Annotated in this window: 20 protein-coding genes; 14 read left to right on the top strand and 6 right to left on the bottom strand. The window is 67.5% G+C overall.

Annotated elements, in window-relative coordinates:
* Positions 1-83 precede the first annotated feature (83 nt).
* Positions 84-2294, bottom strand: a complete 2211-nt coding sequence (locus tag AC3IFE_RS34425; protein WP_489194892.1) for a xanthine dehydrogenase family protein molybdopterin-binding subunit — start codon at positions 2292-2294, stop codon at positions 84-86.
* Between the two features lie 2 nt (positions 2295-2296).
* On the bottom strand, positions 2297-2758 hold the full coding sequence (locus AC3IFE_RS34420) for a (2Fe-2S)-binding protein (RefSeq protein ID WP_050015050.1): 462 nt from the start codon (positions 2756-2758) through the stop codon (positions 2297-2299).
* A 181-nt stretch (positions 2759-2939) separates the two neighbouring features.
* On the opposite strand from AC3IFE_RS34420, the gene AC3IFE_RS34415 reads away from it, so the two are divergent.
* Entirely contained in the window at positions 2940-3863 is a 924-nt protein-coding gene (locus tag AC3IFE_RS34415; RefSeq protein WP_089470206.1) for an AraC family transcriptional regulator, read from the top strand.
* 1034 nt (positions 3864-4897) lie between these two features.
* On the opposite strand, the gene AC3IFE_RS34410 is transcribed toward AC3IFE_RS34415, so the two are convergent.
* On the bottom strand, positions 4898-5089 hold the full coding sequence (locus AC3IFE_RS34410) for a hypothetical protein (RefSeq protein ID WP_489194889.1): 192 nt from the start codon (positions 5087-5089) through the stop codon (positions 4898-4900).
* Between the two features lie 634 nt (positions 5090-5723).
* On the opposite strand from AC3IFE_RS34410, the gene AC3IFE_RS34405 reads away from it, so the two are divergent.
* From AC3IFE_RS34405 to AC3IFE_RS34395, 3 genes are all read left to right on the top strand, one after another.
* Positions 5724-6047, top strand: coding sequence for a hypothetical protein (locus AC3IFE_RS34405; protein WP_089470204.1), 324 nt, complete (start codon positions 5724-5726; stop codon positions 6045-6047).
* A gap of 111 nt (positions 6048-6158) precedes the next feature.
* Positions 6159-6749 (top strand): hypothetical protein, encoded by a 591-nt coding sequence (locus tag AC3IFE_RS34400; RefSeq protein ID WP_089470203.1) that lies wholly within the window; start codon positions 6159-6161, stop codon positions 6747-6749.
* 72 nt (positions 6750-6821) lie between these two features.
* Positions 6822-7100, top strand: a complete 279-nt coding sequence (locus AC3IFE_RS34395; protein WP_089470202.1) for a hypothetical protein — start codon at positions 6822-6824, stop codon at positions 7098-7100.
* Here AC3IFE_RS34395 and AC3IFE_RS34390 read toward each other — a convergent pair.
* Entirely contained in the window at positions 7084-7377 is a 294-nt protein-coding gene (locus AC3IFE_RS34390) for a hypothetical protein (RefSeq protein ID WP_256979757.1), read from the bottom strand. The two genes, AC3IFE_RS34395 and AC3IFE_RS34390, sit on opposite strands and share 17 nt — an antisense overlap.
* Here AC3IFE_RS34390 and AC3IFE_RS34385 point away from each other — a divergent pair.
* The 4 genes from AC3IFE_RS34385 (at position 7367) to AC3IFE_RS34370 (ending at position 11628) form a co-directional block, all read left to right on the top strand.
* Positions 7367-8722, top strand: a complete 1356-nt coding sequence (locus AC3IFE_RS34385; RefSeq protein WP_489194886.1) for a chemotaxis protein CheA — start codon at positions 7367-7369, stop codon at positions 8720-8722. The two genes, AC3IFE_RS34390 and AC3IFE_RS34385, sit on opposite strands and share 11 nt — an antisense overlap.
* A gap of 155 nt (positions 8723-8877) precedes the next feature.
* Complete coding sequence (locus tag AC3IFE_RS34380) at positions 8878-9462, top strand: hypothetical protein (protein WP_489194884.1); 585 nt, start codon at positions 8878-8880, stop codon at positions 9460-9462.
* A 131-nt stretch (positions 9463-9593) separates the two neighbouring features.
* Positions 9594-10991, top strand: coding sequence for a sigma-54 dependent transcriptional regulator (locus AC3IFE_RS34375; protein WP_489194940.1), 1398 nt, complete (start codon positions 9594-9596; stop codon positions 10989-10991).
* Between the two features lie 130 nt (positions 10992-11121).
* Positions 11122-11628, top strand: coding sequence for a hypothetical protein (locus AC3IFE_RS34370; protein ID WP_089470613.1), 507 nt, complete (start codon positions 11122-11124; stop codon positions 11626-11628).
* 68 nt (positions 11629-11696) lie between these two features.
* On the opposite strand, the gene AC3IFE_RS34365 is transcribed toward AC3IFE_RS34370, so the two are convergent.
* Positions 11697-12188 (bottom strand): hypothetical protein, encoded by a 492-nt coding sequence (locus AC3IFE_RS34365; RefSeq protein WP_089470199.1) that lies wholly within the window; start codon positions 12186-12188, stop codon positions 11697-11699.
* 379 nt (positions 12189-12567) lie between these two features.
* Here AC3IFE_RS34365 and AC3IFE_RS34360 point away from each other — a divergent pair, with 379 nt between their 5' ends.
* Positions 12568-13245 (top strand): LuxR C-terminal-related transcriptional regulator, encoded by a 678-nt coding sequence (locus tag AC3IFE_RS34360; RefSeq protein ID WP_089470612.1) that lies wholly within the window; start codon positions 12568-12570, stop codon positions 13243-13245.
* Between the two features lie 22 nt (positions 13246-13267).
* On the opposite strand, the gene AC3IFE_RS34355 is transcribed toward AC3IFE_RS34360, so the two are convergent.
* A complete protein-coding gene (locus tag AC3IFE_RS34355) occupies positions 13268-14821 on the bottom strand; it encodes a methyl-accepting chemotaxis protein (RefSeq protein ID WP_089470198.1) in 1554 nt (517 codons plus the stop codon).
* A 248-nt stretch (positions 14822-15069) separates the two neighbouring features.
* On the opposite strand from AC3IFE_RS34355, the gene panE reads away from it, so the two are divergent.
* The 5 genes from panE (at position 15070) to AC3IFE_RS34330 (ending at position 20876) form a co-directional block, all read left to right on the top strand.
* A complete protein-coding gene (gene panE, locus AC3IFE_RS34350; protein ID WP_489194882.1) occupies positions 15070-16017 on the top strand; it encodes a 2-dehydropantoate 2-reductase in 948 nt (315 codons plus the stop codon).
* A 261-nt stretch (positions 16018-16278) separates the two neighbouring features.
* A complete protein-coding gene (locus tag AC3IFE_RS34345; protein ID WP_489194880.1) occupies positions 16279-17238 on the top strand; it encodes an AraC family transcriptional regulator in 960 nt (319 codons plus the stop codon).
* A 119-nt stretch (positions 17239-17357) separates the two neighbouring features.
* Entirely contained in the window at positions 17358-18299 is a 942-nt protein-coding gene (locus AC3IFE_RS34340; protein ID WP_006485848.1) for a substrate-binding domain-containing protein, read from the top strand.
* A gap of 62 nt (positions 18300-18361) precedes the next feature.
* Positions 18362-19882: a sugar ABC transporter ATP-binding protein gene (locus AC3IFE_RS34335; RefSeq protein WP_301738149.1), complete on the top strand. Its 1521-nt coding sequence runs from the start codon at positions 18362-18364 to the stop codon at positions 19880-19882.
* Positions 19869-20876 (top strand): ABC transporter permease, encoded by a 1008-nt coding sequence (locus AC3IFE_RS34330; protein WP_089470194.1) that lies wholly within the window; start codon positions 19869-19871, stop codon positions 20874-20876. The genes AC3IFE_RS34335 and AC3IFE_RS34330 overlap by 14 nt, the downstream gene beginning before the upstream one ends.
* The last annotated feature ends 29 nt before the right edge of the window (positions 20877-20905 follow it).

Genomic DNA, 20905 nt, shown 5'->3' with positions numbered 1-20905 from the left:
GGATGAGCATCGCGTTCTCGCGATGCGCCGAAAAACGCCGGCCACGGGGGCCTGCCTCACCCCGCAGCCGGCGTCCCGGTACCTCAAGCCTTCGCGCTTTCCGCCGAATCGAACGGCAGCACGTAATGCCGCTTGCCCGTCGCCGCGAAGATCGCGTTCGCCACGGCCGGCCCGACCGGTGCGACGCCCGGCTCGCCGACCCCGGTCGGCGCCTCGGCCGACGGGACGATATGCACCTCGACCTTCGGCATCTCGGCCATCCGCAGCACGTGATAGCCGTCGAAGTTGCGTTGCTCGACCTGGCCGTCCTTCAGCGTGATCGCGCTGTGCATCGCCGCGCCGAGCCCGAAACCGATGCCGCCTTCCATCTGCGCGGCGACGATGTCGGGGTTGATCGCGATCCCGCAGTCCACCGCGCACACCACGCGCTCGACCTTCACCTTGCCGTCCGCGTCGACCGACACCTCGGCCACCTGCGCGACATAGCTCTTGAACGCCTCGGCCACCGCGATCCCGCGCCCGCGGCCCTTCGGCAGCGGCTTGGCCGGATCCCAGCCGGCCTTCTGCGCGGCGAGGTCCAGCACCGCGCGCATGCGCGGCTCCTTCGCGAGCAGGTCGCGGCGGAACGCGTACGGGTCCTTGCCGGCCGCATGCGCGGCTTCGTCGATGAACGCCTCGACCGCATAGGCCGTGTGCGAGCTGCCGACCACGCGCCACCACAGCACCGGCAGGCCGACCCGGGTGGTGGTGAGCTCGACCGACACGTTCGGCACCGCGTACGGCAGGTTCGCCGCGCCCTCGACCGACGTCGCGTCGATCCCGTTCTTGACCATGAACGCCTCGAACGGCGTGCCGGCGAGGATCGACTGGCCGACGATCCGGTGACGCCAGCCGACCAGCTTGCCGTCCGCGGTCAGGCCCGCGTCGAGCTTGTGGAAGTACATCGGCCGGTAGAAGCCGCCCTGGATGTCGTCCTCGCGGGTCCATTGCAGCTTGACCGGCTTGCCGTCCGCGCCGAGCGTCTTCGCGATCGATACCGCCTCGACCACGTAATCCGACCACGCATTCGCGCGCCGGCCGAAGCTGCCGCCCGCATACAACGTATGGATCTTCACCTGCTCCGGCTTCAGCCCGGCCGTTTTGGCCGCGTTGCCCTGGTCGACCGTCTGGAACTGGTCGCCGGCCCAGATCTCGCAGCTGTTCGCCGTCAGCTTGACGACCGCGTCGAGCGGCTCCATCGGCGCATGCGCGAGATACGGGAATTCGTACGTCGCGCTGATCTTGCGCGTCGCGCCGGCGATCGCCGCATCGGCATCGCCGTCCTTGCGCGCGGACGCGCCCGGCTTCTCGGCGAGTTGCCGGTATTCGCGCATCAGCTCATCCGAGCTGCGCTTTTCCGCCTTCGTTTCGTCCCAGTCGATCTTCAGCGCGTCGCGGCCCTGTTTCGCGGCCCAGAAGCCCGTCGCGACGACCGCGACGCCGCCCGGCACCTGCACGACCGAGACGACGCCCGGCACGGCCTTCGCGGCCGTCGCGTCGAACGATTTCACCGTCGCGCCGAAGCGCGGCGGCCGCTGCAGCAGCGCGACGCGCATGCCGGGGAACGTCGTGTCGAGCGTGAAATGCGCGGTGCCGTTCGACTTCGACGACGCGTCGACGCGCGGAATCCGATGCCCGATCAGCTTGAAATCGGCCGGCTGCTTCAGCGTGACCTTGTCGGGCACCGACAGCTTCGACGCATCGGCGACGAGCGTGCCGTACGCGGCCGTCTTGCCGCTCTTCGCGTGCGTGACGACGCCGTTGGCGGTGGTCAGCTCGGCGGCCGGCACCTTCCAGCGGGCCGCCGCGGCCGACACGAGCATCGCGCGCGCCTTGCCGCCCGCTTCGCGCAGTTGCTGCCACGAGTTCGCCATGGCCGAGCTGCCGCCCGTGCCCTGCATCGTGCCGAACGCGAGATTCGCGTAGCGCTTCGCGTCGGCCGGCGCGCTTTCGACGCGCACGCTCGACCAGTCGGCATCGAGCTCCTCGGCGACGATCGTCGCGATGCCCGTATAGGCGCCCTGGCCCATTTCGACGTGCTTCGCGATCACCGTGACGGCGCCGTCGGGCGTGATGCGCAGGAATGCGTTCGGCGCGAAATCGCCGGCCGGCGCGGTCGCGGCGAGCGCGCGGCGGCCGAGGCCGGCCCAGTCGAAGCCGATGGTCAGGCTGACGGCGGCCGTGGCGCCCGCGGCTTTCAGGAACGTGCGGCGCGACGGGCGCACCGAGTCGGTGTGGTCGAGTTCGATCGTCATGGTCAGGCTCCCAGCGTCGCGGCCGCGTCGTGGATCGCGGCCCGGATGCGGGCGTAGGTCGCACAGCGGCAGAGGTTGCCGTTCATCGCGGCGTCGATGTCCGCGTCGGTCGGCTTCGGGTTCTGTTCGAGCAACGCGGTGGCCGACATGATCTGGCCGGACTGGCAGTAGCCGCATTGCGGCACCTGCAGCTTGACCCACGCGGCCTGTACGGCCTGCGCGGGCTTGCTTTGTACGCCTTCGATCGTCGTGACGTGCTTGCCCGCGATGCCGGCGAGCGGCAGCACGCACGAGCGCACCGCCTGGCCTTCGAGATGGATCGTGCACGCGCCGCACTGCGCCATGCCGCAGCCGAATTTCGTGCCGGTCAGTCCCGCATGTTCGCGAATCGCCCAGAGGACGGGCATCGACGGATCGGCGTCGAGCGTGACGTTCTTGCCGTTCAGGACAAACGAGGTAGGCATGTTGTATGTCTCCGTGGGGAAAACCCGCCGCACGGGCAGGTTAGCCGGGAGTGTGCGCGAGGAGCCGGTGTTTGCGTCTACCCAATCCTGCAAATTTATTGAACAATCCTGCAAATCCCCGGCACGCCGCAGGCCGTTTCGCTATGCTCGCGCGACACGGGAAATCTTTCGAGGATGCGTCATGGACATGACCGATATCGTGGCGTCGCGCGAATCCGGGCGGCGCGAACTGGCGTCGCTGATCGGCCGTTTCGCGCCGGCGGACGGTTCGCATTCGACGGCCGTGCCGGGCCTGATGCTGCATCGGCACACGCGGCCGGTCGATCTCGGCTGCGGCGTATCGCGCGCCGCGCTGGTGATCGCCGCGCAGGGCGCGAAGCGCGTGATCGTGGCCGGCCAGGCTTACGAATACGACACCCACAATTGCCTGATTACGTCGATCGACTTGCCGATCCTCTCGCGCGTGACGCGTGCGTCGATGGACGAACCGTACCTGTGCCTGTCGCTGACGCTCGATCCGCAGCGCATCGTCGAGCTGGCGGCCGAGATGCGGCTCCCCGAACCCGACGCGGGCCCGGAAGGCGAGGGAATCGCGCTCGCGGAGCTGACGCCGCCGTTGCTCGATGCGGCGCTGCGGCTGCTGCGGCTGCTCGATACGCCGGCGGATATCGCGGTCGTCGCGCCGCTGATCGAAAAGGAAGTGCTGTATCGGCTGATGACGAGCGGGCAGGGCACGCGGCTGCGGCACATGGCGATCGCGGGCAGCCAGACGCACCGGATCGCGCGCGCGATCGAATGGATCCGCGATCATTTCGCGGAGCCCATGCGCGTCGAATCGCTCGCGCAGGCGGTCAACATGAGCGTGTCGTCGCTGCACCATCATTTCAAGCACGTGACGACGCTCAGCCCGCTGCAGTACCAGAAGCAACTGCGGCTGCACGAGGCGCGGCGGCTGTTGCTGCGGCAGGGCGGCGACGTCGGGTCGGTGGCGGCCGTCGTCGGCTACGAAAGCGCGTCTCAGTTCAGCCGCGAATACAGCCGGCTGTTCGGCGCGCCGCCGATGCGCGACGTCGTGCATCTGCGGAAGAAGGAGCTGCTCGGCTGACGGGCGGCCGGCCATCGATCGTCATCGCACGACGGCAGCGCGTTGCGCTCGAGGACGTGTGTGGCGACGAGCGGCCCGCTGCGATTGCGCGCGGTGCCGGCTGGCGCCACTTCGCGACTGAAATCGTTGACCGTCCTCCGACGCAGGCCTTCGTCGATCGCGAACGTTTGTGTCTCACGCATGCGTCGTCGGAACAGGGACGAGCCCACGGCGATTGCCGGATCGATACGGTTCGATGCGACGAAGCGCGCGATGAATCAGGCTTTTACGAGATTGACGGTCTGGGCGATTTTTTTAATAGAAATGTTTCAGTGATGAGAATCAAGCGGATAGCTGGCTGAAGATGTCTATTCGATGAATCGACCGTTATCGCTTCGTGGGCGAAAGGTGAGTCGAGTGGAAACAAAAAAATGCACACGACGTTTTTTTTGGGATCGCACGTTTTCATTGGTTCGGTTATTGCGCCTGAAACATGCCGGATGGCGCGATTTTTCACCGCGTGATCGTGGGGGGATTTTCACGGATGAATCAAATTCCTTGTGCATTTCAGGGAGAACCCGTGTTCCCGCCGTATCGGCGGCCGTTCGGCAGGAGGCACCGAGTGAACGGCCCCCGATCGTCGGGGTAATGGACGGCATGCTGGCATGCCGCGACACGCGGTTTGTCAGCGGAAACGCGCGGACTACGCGCGGTGAGTCGAGATTCGCTTCTCAAGATTGAAACACCCGTTCGCACGGGTGTCCGCCAACGCGCGGCGAGCCGGATTCTTCCGTCAAATCACGGGATTGCGCCACGATCTTCAATGATCGCTGTAGGGCCCGCCCCGTTATCGCGATACATTCATGAAACGAAAAAACGCCGTTTCCGGAGAATGATCAGGCCTGGCGGACGCACGCCGCATGCAATGCTCGGTGGAATATCGCATGGCATGGGGTTTGCGATATAGGCCGTACCGGCGAGCGGTCGACACGATGCAACAACGATGTGGGGGCGGCCAGTTCGTCACGAGCCTGTCGGGGAAACGGCGATGAACACTATAAGCAGTGGCATGATCCGCGCATTTCTTGCGCACCAAAGGGGTAGTGGGAACGATCGGGGTAGCGCTTGCGACGCAGTGCCAGCGTCGTCGGTAGCGCGTTGCCTGTTTCCTGCCCGCCGCGCACGCCGCGTGCTGGCGCGGCCGTCGCTTCGCGCGGCAACCCGCCGACAGCGGTGCTCGACTTCATTCGGCGTTTCCGGATGCGGCCGGCTGTTCGTTCCGGACAGCGTGGCGCCGATTCCTCTTCAACCGTGCAGCGCCGTTTCGATCGCGCCGGGCCAGCCCCGGCGTGGGGCGGACTAGATCGAACGCGCGTAGGCCGGATTGTCCGGAAGGACTTTCTTCGTCAGCTCAGGGAGCAGACATGTCGTCTGGCTGCGATGCAGGCTTGTTATCGCCCGGATGAAGGGCGCGTGTCGAGCGGGCACTGCATTTTGCGGTAGTCAATACATTCGCCAATTTTCAATTCCGGAAACGGGCGCCAGTGCGGCATTCGTTTTCGATGGGGTATTGAAAAATAGCGAGCCGAAAAGGCATGCGTGTCATTTAGGTTAATTGAATCAAGGTGTTTTTGAGATATTCTCAATGATCTTAAAAATAATAGAAAACACCTACTCTGAAATTTTGGACAACGTAAAAACATAAAACTAGACTTCGGCTTGGCAAAAAATAATGTTGCAGATTTGTGATCGCAGATTTTCGAGGCGGCAATTGTTTATTGATTTGATAGTGATCCTTATTTTTAAGGATTGCTCGTGGCTGGAAGGTCGATGGCGTGCGATCTTCCGTGCTCATTCTCTCCACGCCGTTAGGAGTCCACCATGAAGAAGCTTCTGATTGCAGCAGCAGTTCTGGCGGTTTCGGGTGCAGCGTTTGCCGGCAGCGGCACGGTGTCGACCAGCAACTCGTCGAGCGGCGGCCAGACGATGGCCGGGGTCACCGGGTTCGGTCACTTCTCCGCGACCGATTCGGGCGCGGCGCTCGGCGCAGCCGGCGCAATGGCTGGCGGCGGCGGCAGCGGTTCGATCTCGTACACGAACCACACCCAAACGTCGACGGTCGGTGGCTTCGGCTTCGGCGGTGCGCAGGCTGGCGGCAGCAGCGGCGCGAATGCCGGCTCGACCGGCTGGACGTATCACCACTAAGCCGCGACGCGTAGCGTTCGTCATTGGCTGGCGGGTCGGATGCCGGGCCTTGCCCCATGCGGGCAGGCCCGGCTCCGCCACCGTCGAACTTCCTCACGGCAAGGAATTGCTATGAAAGCCAAAGTCATATTAGCGACAGCGCTCACCGTCCTATCGTCGGCCGTATTGGCAGCAGGTTCGTTCACGACCAACCAGACGCAATCCGTCGCAGCGGGTGTGTCCGGTTCGGTACTGGTCGGGTCCGGCAGCTATACGAGCAATTCGACATCGACGGCTGGTGCGAGCGCTGGAAGTACCGTGACACCCGCCGGTTCCGTCGGCACGGCGTCCGCCAACCACAACTCGACCTCGACGGCCAGCGGTTTCGGCACGAACGGGGGCGCGTTTGCGGCAGGCGGCGGTATCGGTGCCGCAGGCTCGTACGGCGGAAACAGCAAAACGAACGAGAACGCAAACGCACTGTCGGGAGGGGTGACCGCCACGATCGTACTCGGCGCGAACCACTACACGGCCACGGGCGCGAACGACAACGGTAATGCCAACGCGGGTGCCGCGGGGTGGACGGGCGGGGGTGGATCGGGCGCGATCACCGGCTCGAATCACACCAACGCGTCGACCGCGTGGAGTACCGGTCCGGCCGGTTCGCCGTCCGCGTCGGGCGGAAGCCAGAGCAGTTCGAGCGCGACCGGGAGCAGTCATTAGTCAGGGGTGGGGGGCCAGTTTCCCAGCGACGCTGGTCTCTTTTCCCGCCTTGTTGTCACGTAAGGAGTTGGCATGAAGCAGAACCTGATTGCCGCCGCTCTGATGCTCGCGTCACTGACGGCATATGGCACCGACCGTGCTGCCGATGGTGGGCAATCGACTATGCAGACGTCAAACAACCCTGCTCAGACAACCAAACCGTCAGAACAACAGTCGCTTTCGTCGGGCAGTGCCATCGGCGCACCGGGCACCCAGCAGCAGGGCATGCCGGATGGCCCGTGGTCCCAGCTGGGTAGCGGCTGGAAGCAGTTCGGGGAAGCAGCAAAAACTGAAGTCATTCAGGGGAAGTAGCACGGTTGCCTGGGTAGGAGGTCCAACCTCGTCCGGAGAGTGAAATGAACAGCAACAGGATCAAGGTGGCATGCGCGGCGATGTTCGCGATGTCCGCAATCGGTGCCCAGGCGCAAACTGCCGACTCGACTTCGAGCGCGCAATCCTCGACGTCGTCGACGGCGGTCAGCCAGGGCGGCGGCTCGAGCATGAACACGAACACCACGAGTTCGCGCGGCGGTAATGCAACGAGCAGCAGCGGGGTGCGCGGCAGCGGCAATTCGAGCGTGAACGTCAACGTGACGATGCCGTCCGGCACGGCCGGCGGCAACGTGACGCCGCAGAGCGTGAACTCGCTGCAGTCGTCCGGCGCGCCCGGCACCAACCCGTACAACACCCAGATTTCGGAAAACGTCAACTACTCGGGCACGCAGACGATCAAGACGAACCCGTCGATCCAGGCGCCGGGCCTCACGACCACGCTGTCCGATACCTGCATGGGCTCGGTGAGCGTCGGCGTGTCGTTCCCGGGGTTCGGCGCGACGGGCGGCACGACGCTGGTCGACCAGGCCTGCGTGCGGCGTCTCGATGCGCGTGAATTCCGTGCGATGGGCCTGACCGACGTGGCGCTCGCGCTGCTGTGCCAGAGCGACGCGAACCGGCGCGCGGTGGAAGCGACCGGGCACCTGTGCCCGGGCACGACCGCACCGCTCGCGCGTTCGAACGTGGCGCCCAGCGTCGAAGCGACCGTCGCGGACGACATCAAGTATCGCGATCCGATCGTGCGCAACCGGATGGGCCTGCCGCCGCTCGGCTCGCCCGCGCCCGCGCCCGCGGCGACGCGCCCGATCGAGACGGCGTCGATGCGCGCTGCGCCGGTTTCGGTGCCGGCGATGACGCCTGTCGCCGCCGCTCCGGCCGTTGCGACGCAGGCCGTTGCCGCAGCGGCCCCCGCTGTTGCAGCGCCGACGGTTGCCGCTGCAGTCCCGGCAGCCGCGGCACCTGCGGCTGCTACCACGCCCGTCGCGCCTGTTGCGGCCGCCGCCGCGCCCGCCGCATCTGTCGTGCCGACCGTGCCGGCTGCCGCGGTCATCGCCGCGCCGGCTGTGGCCGACAAGGCATCGCCAGCGCCTGCCGCACCGGTTGCCGAGACGAAGGCGCCGGAGCCCGCGCAACCGGTCGCCGAGAAGGTGCCCGAGCCAGCGCCGGCTGTCGCCGACAAAGCCCCCGAGCCCACCCCGGCCGTCGCCGGCAACGCACCGGAGCCGATGCCTGCCGCGACCGACGCCGCGCAGGCCGCGGGCGAACCGGTGGCCGAACCGATGCCGGCGGCCGCCGTCGCTGCGGCGCCTGCCGCTGACGCGAAGGCTACCGAGCCGGCGCCACAGGCAATCGCCGAAGCGCCTGCCCCGGAAGCCGCGCAGCCTGCCGTCGCCGCGGCGCCCGCCGACATGCCGGCAGCCGCTTCTACCGTGCCGGACGCGGTCGAAACTGCTGGCACAGCGGCTGCGCATGCCGCCGGCATGCCTGCATTGACCGATCCCGCGCAAGCGTTGCCGCCCGCCGCGGTCGAACAGCAGGCCGCACCGGCTGCGCCGCTCGCGCCGGCGCCGACCGTCATCTCGACGAGTACCTCGTCGTGAGCATGCGGGCCGGCCTGCCGGGCGGCCGGCGCGCCGATCGCACGGCAGGCGTTCGGCCCGTTGCCCGATCGTCTTTTCCGGTTTGACGGGTGTTGTTCCGATCCCCGAGGTCAACACCTCTTTTTGCGTGACGAGGATGCAGGGAGGCCTCAATCATGAGGATCTTTTGGGTCGCTTTGCTGCTGGCCAGCGTGCAAGCCGCTGCGCAGTCGATTTTCCAGAATCCCGCGGTCTTCGTCATCCTGAACGAGCAGACGCTCGCGAACGCCGCGAGCGTCCAGCAGGCGCTGTCGACGCTCGGCCGTCCCGACAACACGGCGTGCGCGCCGATGATGATGATCGGCGACCCGCAGATGGTCTACATGATGCCGGAGGCGGGCCACGCGCCGTCGTGGCAATCGCCGGTGTACGGCCGCGGTGCGCCGTTCGACGCGCGGAACGGGCCGAAGTCCACCGGCAAGACGGTCGGCGCGATGCACCACGCCGAGGACATGCAGACGCAACCGTGGAGCGACGGCGGCGCGATCACGCAGAAGATCGCGGGCGAGTCGAACGTCACGGCGGCGGACCGGGTGAACGAATGGCGGCACACCGGGCTCGACAGGATTGAGACGGCCCGCGCGTCGGACGTGACGGTGAACGGCAAGACCTACCGCGCCTATCGCGACGATCTCAACGGCCAGGCGCAACCCGTCGTCGAGCCGCAGATCTACACGCAGCGCGTCGTGTTCTGCCGATGACGCATCGATTCGAGGACGGAGCGGCGTCGCGCCGCGGGATGGCGATCCCGCGACGCGCGATCGGGAAACGGCCGCTCCGATACACAACCTTATGCGGCGAGGCGATCGTGAACCATTGCTGTCAGCTCGGCATGTCGGTCCTGCAGGATGTAGAACGGGCGTTGAGCACGCTGCCGTTCATCGCGGTCCGGCGCGACCCTGCCGCGTCGTCGCGGCCGCTCGTCTACCTGTCGCGGCAACACGATGCCGCGCTCGTCGATGTGCTCGCGTCGCGCGGCTGGGACGTGCGGCGCGCCAAAACCGTTGCGGACGCGCTGAATCTCGTCAAGGCGAACCGTCCGCACGCGGGCATCGTCGACTTCGCCGGTTTCGCGGCGCCGGACGTCGCGTCGTTCGAGACGCTGTTGCGCGACCCGCGCGTCGGCTGGGTCGCGCTCGCCGACGGCGAGCGGCTGCGCAACGTCACGATCGCGCGCCTGATCCGCCGCTGCTGCTTCGACTACGTGCGCAATGCGGCGGCCTACACGACGATCGGCTATCTTGTCGGCCATGCATACGGGATGCTGAATCTCGCGGACGGCGACCCGGCCGCGGAGGCGCCGCCGCCCGACGGCGTGATGATCGGCGCGTGCGACGCGATGCGCCGGCTGTTCGCGACGATCCGCAAGGTCGCGAACACCGAGGCGAGCGTGTTCATTGCCGGCGAATCCGGCACCGGCAAGGAGCTGACGGCGGCGGCGATCCACCGGCAGTCGTCGCGTGCCGACGCACCGTTCGTCGCCGTGAACTGCGCGGCCATCCCGGCGACGCTGCTGCAATCCGAATTGTTCGGGCACGAGCGCGGGGCGTTCACCGGCGCGCACCAGCGCTTGATCGGCCGCATCGAGGCCGCGCACGGCGGCACGCTGTTTCTCGACGAAATCGGCGACATGCCGTTCGAGAGCCAGGCGAGCCTGCTGCGGTTCCTGCAGGAGGGCACCATCGAGCGGCTCGGCGGCCACGCGTCGATTCCGGTGGACGTGCGGATCGTGTCGGCGACCCACGTCGATCTCGAGGCCGCGATGCAGGCCGGGCGCTTCCGCGCCGACCTGTACTACCGCCTGTGCGTGCTGCGTATCGACGAGCCGCCGCTGCGCGTGCGCGGCCGCGACATCATGCTGCTCGCCGATCATGTGCTGCGGCGCTATCGCGGCGACGGCTCGTACCGGATTCGCGGCTTCACGCCATGCGCGATCGCGGCGATCCACAACTATCCGTGGCCGGGCAACGTGCGCGAGCTGATCAACCGGATCCGCTTCGCGGTCGTGATGACGAGCGGCCCGCTGATCTCGGCCGCCGATCTCGAGCTGCGCCCGTACACGTCGCTTCGGCCGCCGACGCTCGCGCAGACGCGCCGGCAGGCCGAGCGGCACGCGATCGAGGAAACGCTGCTGCGTCACCGCCACCAGCATGCGGACGCCGCATCGGAGCTCGGCGTCTCGCGCGCGACGCTGTACCGGCTGATGAACGCGCACGGGCTGCATGGCTGACGCGCCGCGGCGCGCGACCGCTCAAGACCTCGCGGCGGCAGCCGTTAAAACACCCAACGGCCCCGGCCGGTTGCGCGCGGCGATCCTCGCGCAACCGGCACGCGGTGCATCACGTTTATCCGAGGGCATCGTGGCAGAGTGCAATCACTGCGGCAGGACGTTCCTGGTCGGCGGGCAGACGATCGACGGCCGCCGCTATTGCAGCCCGGCATGCGCGCGGGCGCATCCGGTCGTCGTCGAGGCCGAACGGGTGCCCGAGGCGAAGGTGCGGCAGTACGTCGACGACTGGCGCTACGGGCCCTGCCCGATCTGCCTGCGCGAAGGGCAGCCGGTCGACGTCCACGCGTCGCATCGCGTCGTGTCGCTCGTGTTCGTCACGCGCTGGGCGACGCGGCGCCACGTGTGCTGCCGCCGGTGCGGCCGCAGAAAGCAGGCGGTCGCGCTGCTCGCGTCGGCCACGCTCGGCTGGTGGGGGCTGCCGTGGGGCATCGTGCTGACGCCGATCCAGCTCGCGCGCAACCTGCTGGGCCTGGCCGCGCGCGACGCCGAGGCCGCGACGCCGCAGTTCGAGGCGTTCGTGCGGCGCAAGCTGGCCGCCCGCCGGCTCGCGCGCGCGGAGCGGGGTGCCGGCGCCTGACGCTTCGTCGCAATCCTCGCGCTCGGCCCTGCTGGCGGCCCGCGCAAGCCGTTATTAGCGTGACAGCCCTATGCCGGCCGGTCGAAACCCGATGCGACCCAGCGTTCGGCGCTGGCCTTGTTGAGCTTGAACCCGGCCGATACCTTCGCTTCGGCCAGCAGCTCGCCATACGGGTCGAACGCCTTGAGCTGCGCATACGGCTCGAACTCGTCCGGCACGATGTCGAGCGTCACCGACACATCCTGCCCGGCTTCGTCCTGCACCGTCACTTCCTTGTGCAGCAGCGCGCGCCGCTGCTGTTCGTGCCGCATCAGCACTTCGGTCGCGGTTTTCACGAGCGTGCGGAACGCGTTCGCGTCCATCGGCTTCGGGTTCTTCTTGTCGCGGCCCATGGTCCACGGCCCGACGAGCGCGGGCTCGGACTCGCCGTCCTTGACCATCTCGACGGCCCAGCCGTCGTCGTCTTCGTTCTTGATGATGCGGGCCGTCCAGCCGTTGTCGCGCCAGAGGCCGTCTTCGTGGAGGGTGGTGTCGTCGGATTGCAGGTCGGAATCGGTCATGAGGAAAGCGGGGGAGATCGGGCAAGCCGGCGAAGAGGCGGTGGCGCGCGGCCGGCATCGGCGCGTCGCTCGCCGCCGGCGAGCCCGGGGTGGCATGCAAACGCGCAATTTTACCTGCTGGCCGGCCGTGCGGCGCGCACCATCGGCCATCGGGCCGATGCCGCGACGGTCGAGCGCCGGCCGCCGGGCGTCGAGCCGGGGCAAATATCAAACCCGTATTACGTCTTCTGCAGCCAATTCGTACGCCGTCCGATATCGCGCGCGGGCAGACCTTCATAGAATCGACATTCGGGCTAAAAATAGCCTGAATGTCCTTTCAACGCCCAACCGGTCGCGTGCGCGTCGCGTGTCGCGGCCGGTGAACCACCAGGAATTGCGCATGAGGAAATTCAATGTTCGCATCGTCGTCGCGTACGACTGGCCGTTGACGCTGGCCGGTATCGAGCAGATCGCAGGCGGCGCCTGCGCGATCGAGCTCGCCGCGGTCTACCGGAGCACGGCCGAACTGATCGCGTCGCTCGGCGGCGTCGACTGCGACGTCGTGCTGGTCGACTATGCGATTCGCGGCGACGAGCAGATGGACGGCCTTGCGCTGTTCGACTGGCTGCGCCGCACGCGGCCGAACGTCGGGATCGTCGCGCTGGTCGCCAACGAGAACCCGCTGATCTTCCGGTCGATCCTCGCGATCGGCGGCGTGAGCGTCGTCAGCAAACTCGACGAGGTCGGCCATATCGTCACGGCGATCCATTCGAGCTACAGCGGCGCGACCTACCTGTCGCCGTCCGTCCGCCGCGCGGTCGATGCGCTCGGCGCGCACGGCGACGCGCCGGTGAAGCTGTCGGCGCGCGAAATCGAGGTGATTCGCCTGTATCTGTCGGGCGTGCCGATCAAGACGATCGCGCAGCGCCTGAGCAAGGGCAAGCAGACGGTCAGTGCGCAGAAGATCAGCGCGATGAAGAAGCTCGGCGCGAGCAACGACGTCGAGCTGATCCAGCGCGCGGCGGGGCTGGGGCTCGGGAGCGGCGAGGCCGCGCTGCGGGCGGGCAGCGCGGCGTGAGTGCGGGGCGGGGCGCTTGCCGTCAGGCCGGCAACGCGAACCGCGTCACCGCGTCGCGCAGCGCTTCGGCCTGATCGCGCAGCGAATGCGCGGCGGCCGCCGCCTGTTCGACGAGTGCCGCGTTCTGCTGCGTGACCTGATCCATCTCGCCCACCGCGCGGTTGACCTGCTCGATCCCGGCGCTCTGCTCGCGCGATGCGTGGCTGATTTCGTCGAGGATCTCGTTCACGCGCCGCACCGACTGCACGATCTCGGCCATCGTCTCGCCCGCGTGCGTGACGAGCGTCGCGCCGTGCTGGACCGTCTCGTTCGACGACACGATCAGCGATTTGATCTCCTTGGCCGCCGTCGCCGAGCGTTGCGCGAGCGACCGCACTTCGGCCGCGACCACCGCGAAGCCGCGGCCCTGTTCGCCCGCCCGCGCCGCTTCGACGGCCGCGTTCAGCGCGAGGATGTTGGTCTGGAACGCGATCCCGTCGATCACGCCGATGATGTCGCCGATCTTGTGCGAGCGGTCGGTGATCTCGTTCATCGTGCGCACGACGTCGTCGACCACTTCGCTGCCGCGCGTCGCGACCTGCGCGGCCTGGCCGGCGAGCGACGCGGCCTGCGCGGCGCTGTCCGCGTTCTGCTTCACGTTCGCGGTCATTTCGTCCATGCTCGACGCGGTCTGCACGAGCGCGGCCGCCTGTTCCTCGGTGCGCTGCGACAGATCGGTGTTGCCGGATGCGATCTCGCTCGCGCCGACGTTGATGTTTTCGGTGCCCGTGCGCACGCGCGACACCATGTCGATCAACCCGCCCTGCATCGTGTGCAGCGCTTGCAGCAGGCTGCCGCGGTCGTCGTGCTTCACGCTCACGCGCGCGGTCAGGTCGCCCTGCGCGATGCGCTGCGCGGCGTCGAGCGCCGTTTCGAGCTCGCCGCCGAGGCTCGCGCGGACGCTTTTCAGCACCAGCACCATCACGGCCGTCGCGATCGCGCCGAGCACGGCCGTCATCACGAGCCAGCGGCCGATGCTCGCGAGCACCGCCGAGCGCACGTCGTTCATGTACATGCCGGTCACCAGATACCAGTCCCACGGCGCGAAGCGCTGCACGGCGCTGGTCTTCTCCTGCGGCTTGTCCGCGCCCGGCTTCGGCCACAGATACTCGACGAAGCCCTTGCCGCCTTCCGCGTTGCCGGCCTTGACGATCTCGACGAACAGGTGCTTGCCGTTCGGATCGGTGAAATTCGACACGTCCTTGCCGTTGAGCTCGGTCTTGATCGGATGCATCACGATCACCGGCTTCGAATCGTTGATCGACACATAGCCGTCGGCGCCGTGGCGCATCGCGGCGATCGCCTCGAGCGCCTTCTGCTTCGCATCGGCTTCCGGCAGCGCGTTCTGCTGCGACAGCTTGTAGTAGTGATCGGCCACGCTCGTGGCCTGCGCGACCAGCGACGCAAGCTGGTCGCGGCGGTCCGCGATCATCGACGCGCGGGTCTGCCATGCGCCGAGCCCGGCGATCACGAGCAGGCCGAGCCACAGGATGACGATCATCGAGGCGAGTTTCTGATTCAGGGAGAGGTTGCGCATGGTATGAGGTCGGTCAGTCGTGGAAGCTCGCCGGAGCGGCGTGACGGGATAAGTGTCTTGACGGCGCGCAATGTGCGTCGCCGTAGACGGGAAATCCCCTAGAGATAGTCATTTTCCCGCTGCCCGAGACGCGGGCGCGGGCATCTATGCATATGCATAACAGTGGCCGCTATACTGTCGGGCGATGGTTTGCGGCGCGCCCGCACGGGCGGCAGCGCGACTTCGAACGAAACCGAAAGGAGGCAACGATGCGGATTCTGGTGGTAGGGGCCGGCGCGGTCGGCGGATACTTCGGCGGCCGGCTGGCCGCGGCGGGGCGCGACGTGACATTCCTGGTGCGCGACGGCCGCGCGGCCACGCTCGCGCGCGACGGGCTGCTGATCCGCAGCCCGCGCGGCGACCTGACGCTTGCGAACGTGCAGACCGTGCGCGCGGGCGCCGCGGGCGCCGGCGTCGCGCCGTTCGATCTCGTGCTGCTGAGCTGCAAGGCGTACAGCCTCGACGACGCGATTTCATCGTTCGCGCCGTTCGTCGGCCCGCGGACGCTGATCCTGCCGATGCTCAACGGAATGCGTCACGTCGACGTGCTGCGCGAGCGCTTCGACGCGTCCCAGGTGCTCGGCGGGTTGTGCGTGATCGCGGCGACGCTCGATCGCGAGCAGCGCATCGTGCACCTGAACGACACGCACGGCGTGTCGTTCGGCGAACTGGCCGGCGGCGAATCGCCGCGCGTGCGCGCGGTGGCCGACGTGCTCGGCGGCGCGGGCTTCGACGCGACGCTCAGCGACGACATCGCCGCGCGGATGTGGGACAAGTGGGTGTTCCTCGCGACGCTCGCCGCGAGCACGTCGCTGTTTCGCGGGTCGATCGGCGACATTCTCGCCGCGCCGGACGGCCGCCGCCTGCTCGAGACGATGCTCGCCGAATGCAGCGCGATCGCCGAACACAACGGCCACCGGCCCGACTCGGCGGCCAGCGAGCGGATGCAGCGGATGGTGCTGACGCCGTCGCCGCTGACCGCGTCGATGCTGCGCGACGTCGAGAATCATGCGCGCGTCGAAGCCGATCACGTGATCGGCGACCTGCTCGCGCGACGCGATCCGCACGCGGCCGATACGTTGTCGCTGTTGCGGATCGCGTACAACCACCTGAAGGCATACGAGGTGCGCACGGCGCGCGAGCACGCGGCTGCGTAAGCCGGCGCGGGCGGCCGGAGCCGGCGGCCGTCCGCACCGTTCCGCGCTGCAACAAATTTGCCGGCCCGCGCCATTTCCGCGCATGGGCGGCAAAAAAGTATCGGAAATCAGGCGTAAAGTTGGTGGAGCCGCGTGCTCGATCGACCTACATTGCTTCCCATGCGACCGGTCGCGGTGCCGCGCGAGACACGCGAATCACGCGGCGCCTGCGCGCACAGCCGAACAGGCCGGCCAGCGAATCATGGGAATGGAGACGCCAACATGATGCACCCCGATCTCGAAGTGGTCGACGTGCGACGCGACGAGTCGTTCAAGGTCTGGTCGCACGGCTATCCGTATCGCACGATCCGCTGGCATTTCCATCCCGAGTTCGAGCTGCATCTGATCGTCGCGACGCACGGCAAGTACTTCGTCGGCGATCACATCGGCTCGTTCGGCCCCGGCCATCTCGTGCTGCTCGGCCCGAACCTGCCGCACAACTGGGTCAGCGACATGGCCGAAGGCGAAACTGTCGAGCGCCGCAATCTCGTGATCCAGTTCGATCCGTCGTTCGTGCGCCGCTGCATGGATGCGTTTCCCGAATGCCGCGATGCGCAGGCGCTGCTCGGCGACGCGCGGCGTGGCGTCGGCTTCGACGCCGCGACGAGCGCCGCGATCGCACCATTGTTCGACGAACTGTTGAGCGCGCGCGGGATGCGCCGCATCGCGCTGTTCATGACGATTCTCGAGCGCCTGTGCGATGCGGCCGAGCGCACGCTGCTCGCGAGCCCCGCGTACGACCAGGCCGATGTCACGCCGACGCGCCTGAGCCACGCGCTGTCGTATATCGGCAAGAACCTCGCGTCCGAGATGCGCGAATCCGATCTCGCTCAACTGACCGGGCAGAGCGTCAGCGCGTTCTCGCGCGCGTTCCATCGCCATACCGGCATGCCGTTCGTCCAGTACGTGAATCGTCTGCGGATTGAATCCGCCTGCCAGATGCTGCTCGCCGACGACGCAAGCATCACCGATATCTGCTTCCAGGCCGGCTTCAACAACGTGTCGAACTTCAACCGCCAGTTCCGCGCGGTGAAGGGGATGGCGCCGTCCGAATTCCGTGCGCTGCAACGCCTGAACGCGCGCAGCCGCGAGCTGGCGCTGCATGCGGCGCCGACCGGTAACCCGCTGCCGCCGCGCGTGCTGACGCCCGGTGCGCCCGAACTCATGCCGCAGCCCGGATGATCGCCGGGCCGCCGCCCGCCCGAGTTTTCCTCGCCGTTTTACCCGCCGATCGCGTCGCTCACGTCGCGAGGGGCGCATTCACCCACGAAAAAGCCGCACACAATTCTGGAGACACCGTCATGACGCACGCATCGCCCGCTTCATCCCCCCGTCGCGCCGCCCGCCTGGCGGCCGTTGCTGCGCTCGCCGTCGCGGCGCTGTTGCCCGCCGCCGCGCACGCCGCGCCGCTGCGGATCGGCATGACGTTCCAGGAACTGAACAATCCGTATTTCGTGACGATGCAGAAGGCGCTGAACGACGCGGCCGCGTCGATCGGCGCGCAGGTCGTCGTCACCGACGCGCATCACGACGTCAGCAAGCAGGTGAGCGACGTCGAGGACATGCTGCAGAAGAAGATCGACATCCTGCTCGTGAACCCGACCGATTCGACCGGCATCCAGTCGGCGATCACGCAGGCGAAGAAGGCCGGCGCGGTGGTCGTCGCCGTCGATGCGAACGCGAACGGCCCGGTCGATTCGTTCGTCGGCTCGAAGAATTACGACGCGGGCGTGATGTCGTGCGAATACCTCGCGAAGGCGATCGGCGGCAGCGGCGAGGTCGCGATCCTCGACGGCATTCCGGTCGTGCCGATTCTCGAACGCGTGCGCGGCTGCAAGGCCGGGCTCGCGAAATTCCCGAACGTGAAGCTCGTCGATACGCAGAACGGCAAGCAGGAGCGCGCGACCGCGCTGTCGGTCACCGAAAACATGATCTCCGCGCATCCGAACCTGAAGGGCCTCTTCAGCGTGAACGACGGCGGCTCGATGGGCGCGCTCGCCGCGATCGAGGGTTCCGGCAAGGACATCAAGCTGACGAGTGTCGACGGCGCGCCCGAGGCGATCGCCGCGATCCAGAAGCCGAACTCGAAGTTCATCGAGACGACCGCGCAGTTCCCGGCCGACCAGGTGCGCATCGCGCTCGGCATCGCGATCGCGCGCAAGTGGGGCGCGACGGTGCCGAAGGCGATTCCCGTCGACGTGAAGGTCGTCGATCGCGGCAACGCGAAGGGTTTCAGCTGGTGAACGACGTGCGACGCGACGCGAAGGGCGGCGGCACGGGCCGCGCCCTTCGCACGGAGAAGCCGATGGACACGATACTCAGGCTCAGCCACATCACGAAAAGCTTTCCCGGCGTGAAGGCGCTGTCCGACATTCATCTGGAGATCGCGCGCGGCGAGATTCATGCGCTGCTCGGCGAGAACGGCGCGGGCAAGTCGACGCTGATGAAGATCCTGTGCGGCATCCACCAGCCGGATGCCGGCACGATCGAGATCGACGGCGCCGCGCGCCATTTCGCGGATTATCACGACGCCGTCGCGGCCGGCGTCGGCATCGTGTTCCAGGAGTTCAGCCTGATTCCGCACCTCGATGCCGTCGACAACCTGTTCCTCGGCCGCGAGCTGCGCAACCGCTGGGGCGCGCGCGACCGCAAGCGGATGCGCGCCGCGGCGGCCGCCATCTTCGCACGGCTCGGCGTGACGATCGATCTCGATGCGCCGATCCGCACGCTGTCGGTCGCGCAGCAGCAGTTCGTCGAGATCGGCAAGGCGCTGTCGCTCGACGCGCGCATCCTGATCCTCGACGAACCGACCGCCACGCTCACGCCGGCCGAGGCCGAGCACCTGTTCGCGATCATGCGCGAGCTGAAGCGGCAGGGCGTCGCGATGATCTTCATCTCGCATCACCTCGACGAGATCTTCGCGGTGTGCGACCGCATCACGGTGCTGCGCGACGGCCAGTACGTCGCGGCGACCGAGGTCGCGCACACCGACGTCGAGCAACTGGTGCGCATGATGGTCGGCCGCCGGATCGAGAGCAGCTTTCCGCCGAAGCCGGTCGTGCCGGCCGACGCGCCGGCCGTGCTCGAAGTCGATGCGCTGCAGATCGAGCGCGACGGCCCGGTGAACCGCTTTGCGTTGCATGAAGGCGAGATCCTGGGTTTCGCGGGCCTGGTCGGCTCGGGGCGCACGGAAACCGCGCTCGCGGTGATCGGCGCGACGCGTGCGCATCGCAAGGAACTGCGCGTGCGCGGCGCGGCGGCGAGGCTGGCCGATCCGGCCGATGCGCTGCGTGCCGGTATCGGCATCCTGCCGGAAAGCCGCAAGACGGAAGGGCTCGTCACGTCGTTCTCGATTCGCGACAACATCTCGCTGAACAACCTCGGCAAGTACCGGTCGATGCGCTGGCTGATCGACCGGCGCGGCGAGGCGCGCACCACGCACGACGTGATGCGCCGCGTCGGCGTGAAGGCGCCGTCGATCCATACCGAGGTCGCGACGCTGTCCGGCGGCAACCAGCAGAAGGTCGTGATCGCGCGCTGGCTGAACCATCACACGTCGGTGCTGATCTTCGACGAGCCGACGCGCGGCATCGACGTCGGCGCGAAAGCCGACATCTACGGGCTGATGCGCGAACTCACCGCGCGCGGCTACGCCATCATCATGATCTCGTCCGAATTGCCGGAAATCGTCGGCATGTGCGATCGCGTCGCCGTGTTCCGGCAGGGCCGCATCGAGGCGACGCTCGAAGGCGACGAGATCGATCCCGACACGGTCATGACCTATGCCACGGCCGGCACGCGAGGAGCGACCCATGAACCTGCCTGATTCTTCTTCCACGCGTTCCACGACGCTCGCGGCCGCGGCCGGCGACGCGCCGCCGCCGCGCCCGATGTGGGCGCAACTGCGCCGCTCGACGCTGTTCTATCCGCTCGTCGGCCTGATCGTCGTGTGCATCGCGATGATGATCGCGAGCCCGAGCTTCCTGTCCGCGGCGAACCTGGAAAACGTGCTGCGCCAGGTCTCGATCAACGCGATCATCGCGGTCGGCATGACCTGCGTGATCCTGACGGGCGGGATCGACCTGTCGGTCGGCTCGGTGATGGCGCTGTCGGGCACGCTCGCGGCCGGGCTGATGGTCGCGGGTGTCAACGCGGTCGCCGCGCTGGCGATCGGGATTGCGGTCGGGCTCGGCTTCGGCTTCCTGAACGGCGTGTTCGTCGCGTTCGCGGGGATGCCGCCGATCATCGTCACGCTCGCGACGATGGGCATCGCGCGCGGCCTCGCGCTGATCTATACGGGCGGCTATCCGATCGACGGGCTGCCCGACTGGGTCGCGTTCTTCGGCAGCGGCAAGGTGCTCGGCATCCAGGCGCCCGTGCTGATCATGCTGGCGGTCTATGCGATCGCATGGCTGCTGCTCGACCGGATGCCGTTCGGCCGCTACGTGTATGCGATCGGCGGCAACGAACAGGCGACGCGGCTCACCGGCGTGCGGGTCGCGCGCGTGAAGCTGATCGTCTACACGCTGGCCGGGCTCACGTCGGCGCTCGCCGCGATCGTGCTGACCGGGCGCCTGATGAGCGGCCAGCCGAACGCGGGCGTGGGCTTCGAGCTCGACGCGATCGCGGCCGTCGTGATGGGCGGCACGTCGATCTCCGGCGGGCGCGGCGCGATTCTCGGCACGCTGGTCGGCGCGCTGCTGCTCGGCGTGCTCAACAACGGACTGAACATGATCGGCGTGAACCCGTACGTGCAGAACGTGATCAAGGGCGGAATCATCCTGCTCGCGATCTATATCAGCCGCGAGCGATCGCGGTAACGCTTGATTCATCCGTCCTCCGCATCATT

The organism is Burkholderia sp. APQ4-4ca (genome assembly GCF_057837105.1).
This window is presented reverse-complemented; position numbering and strand designations above follow the sequence as displayed.

What these genes read in the sequence shown, in the direction of transcription:
- AC3IFE_RS34425 (WP_489194892.1), bottom strand. Translation starts at nt 2,294, where the DNA reads ATGACGATCGAACTCGACCACACCGACTCGGTGCGCCCGTCGCGCCGC.
- AC3IFE_RS34420 (WP_050015050.1), bottom strand. Translation starts at nt 2,758, where the DNA reads ATGCCTACCTCGTTTGTCCTGAACGGCAAGAACGTCACGCTCGACGCC.
- AC3IFE_RS34415 (WP_089470206.1), top strand. Translation starts at nt 2,940, where the DNA reads ATGGACATGACCGATATCGTGGCGTCGCGCGAATCCGGGCGGCGCGAA.
- AC3IFE_RS34410 (WP_489194889.1), bottom strand. Translation starts at nt 5,089, where the DNA reads ATGAAGTCGAGCACCGCTGTCGGCGGGTTGCCGCGCGAAGCGACGGCC.
- AC3IFE_RS34405 (WP_089470204.1), top strand. Translation starts at nt 5,724, where the DNA reads ATGAAGAAGCTTCTGATTGCAGCAGCAGTTCTGGCGGTTTCGGGTGCA.
- AC3IFE_RS34400 (WP_089470203.1), top strand. Translation starts at nt 6,159, where the DNA reads ATGAAAGCCAAAGTCATATTAGCGACAGCGCTCACCGTCCTATCGTCG.
- AC3IFE_RS34395 (WP_089470202.1), top strand. Translation starts at nt 6,822, where the DNA reads ATGAAGCAGAACCTGATTGCCGCCGCTCTGATGCTCGCGTCACTGACG.
- AC3IFE_RS34380 (WP_489194884.1), top strand. Translation starts at nt 8,878, where the DNA reads ATGAGGATCTTTTGGGTCGCTTTGCTGCTGGCCAGCGTGCAAGCCGCT.
- AC3IFE_RS34375 (WP_489194940.1), top strand. Translation starts at nt 9,594, where the DNA reads ATGTCGGTCCTGCAGGATGTAGAACGGGCGTTGAGCACGCTGCCGTTC.
- AC3IFE_RS34365 (WP_089470199.1), bottom strand. Translation starts at nt 12,188, where the DNA reads ATGACCGATTCCGACCTGCAATCCGACGACACCACCCTCCACGAAGAC.
- AC3IFE_RS34360 (WP_089470612.1), top strand. Translation starts at nt 12,568, where the DNA reads ATGAGGAAATTCAATGTTCGCATCGTCGTCGCGTACGACTGGCCGTTG.
- AC3IFE_RS34355 (WP_089470198.1), bottom strand. Translation starts at nt 14,821, where the DNA reads ATGCGCAACCTCTCCCTGAATCAGAAACTCGCCTCGATGATCGTCATC.
- panE (WP_489194882.1), top strand. Translation starts at nt 15,070, where the DNA reads ATGCGGATTCTGGTGGTAGGGGCCGGCGCGGTCGGCGGATACTTCGGC.
- AC3IFE_RS34345 (WP_489194880.1), top strand. Translation starts at nt 16,279, where the DNA reads ATGATGCACCCCGATCTCGAAGTGGTCGACGTGCGACGCGACGAGTCG.
- AC3IFE_RS34340 (WP_006485848.1), top strand. Translation starts at nt 17,358, where the DNA reads ATGACGCACGCATCGCCCGCTTCATCCCCCCGTCGCGCCGCCCGCCTG.
- AC3IFE_RS34335 (WP_301738149.1), top strand. Translation starts at nt 18,362, where the DNA reads ATGGACACGATACTCAGGCTCAGCCACATCACGAAAAGCTTTCCCGGC.
- AC3IFE_RS34330 (WP_089470194.1), top strand. Translation starts at nt 19,869, where the DNA reads ATGAACCTGCCTGATTCTTCTTCCACGCGTTCCACGACGCTCGCGGCC.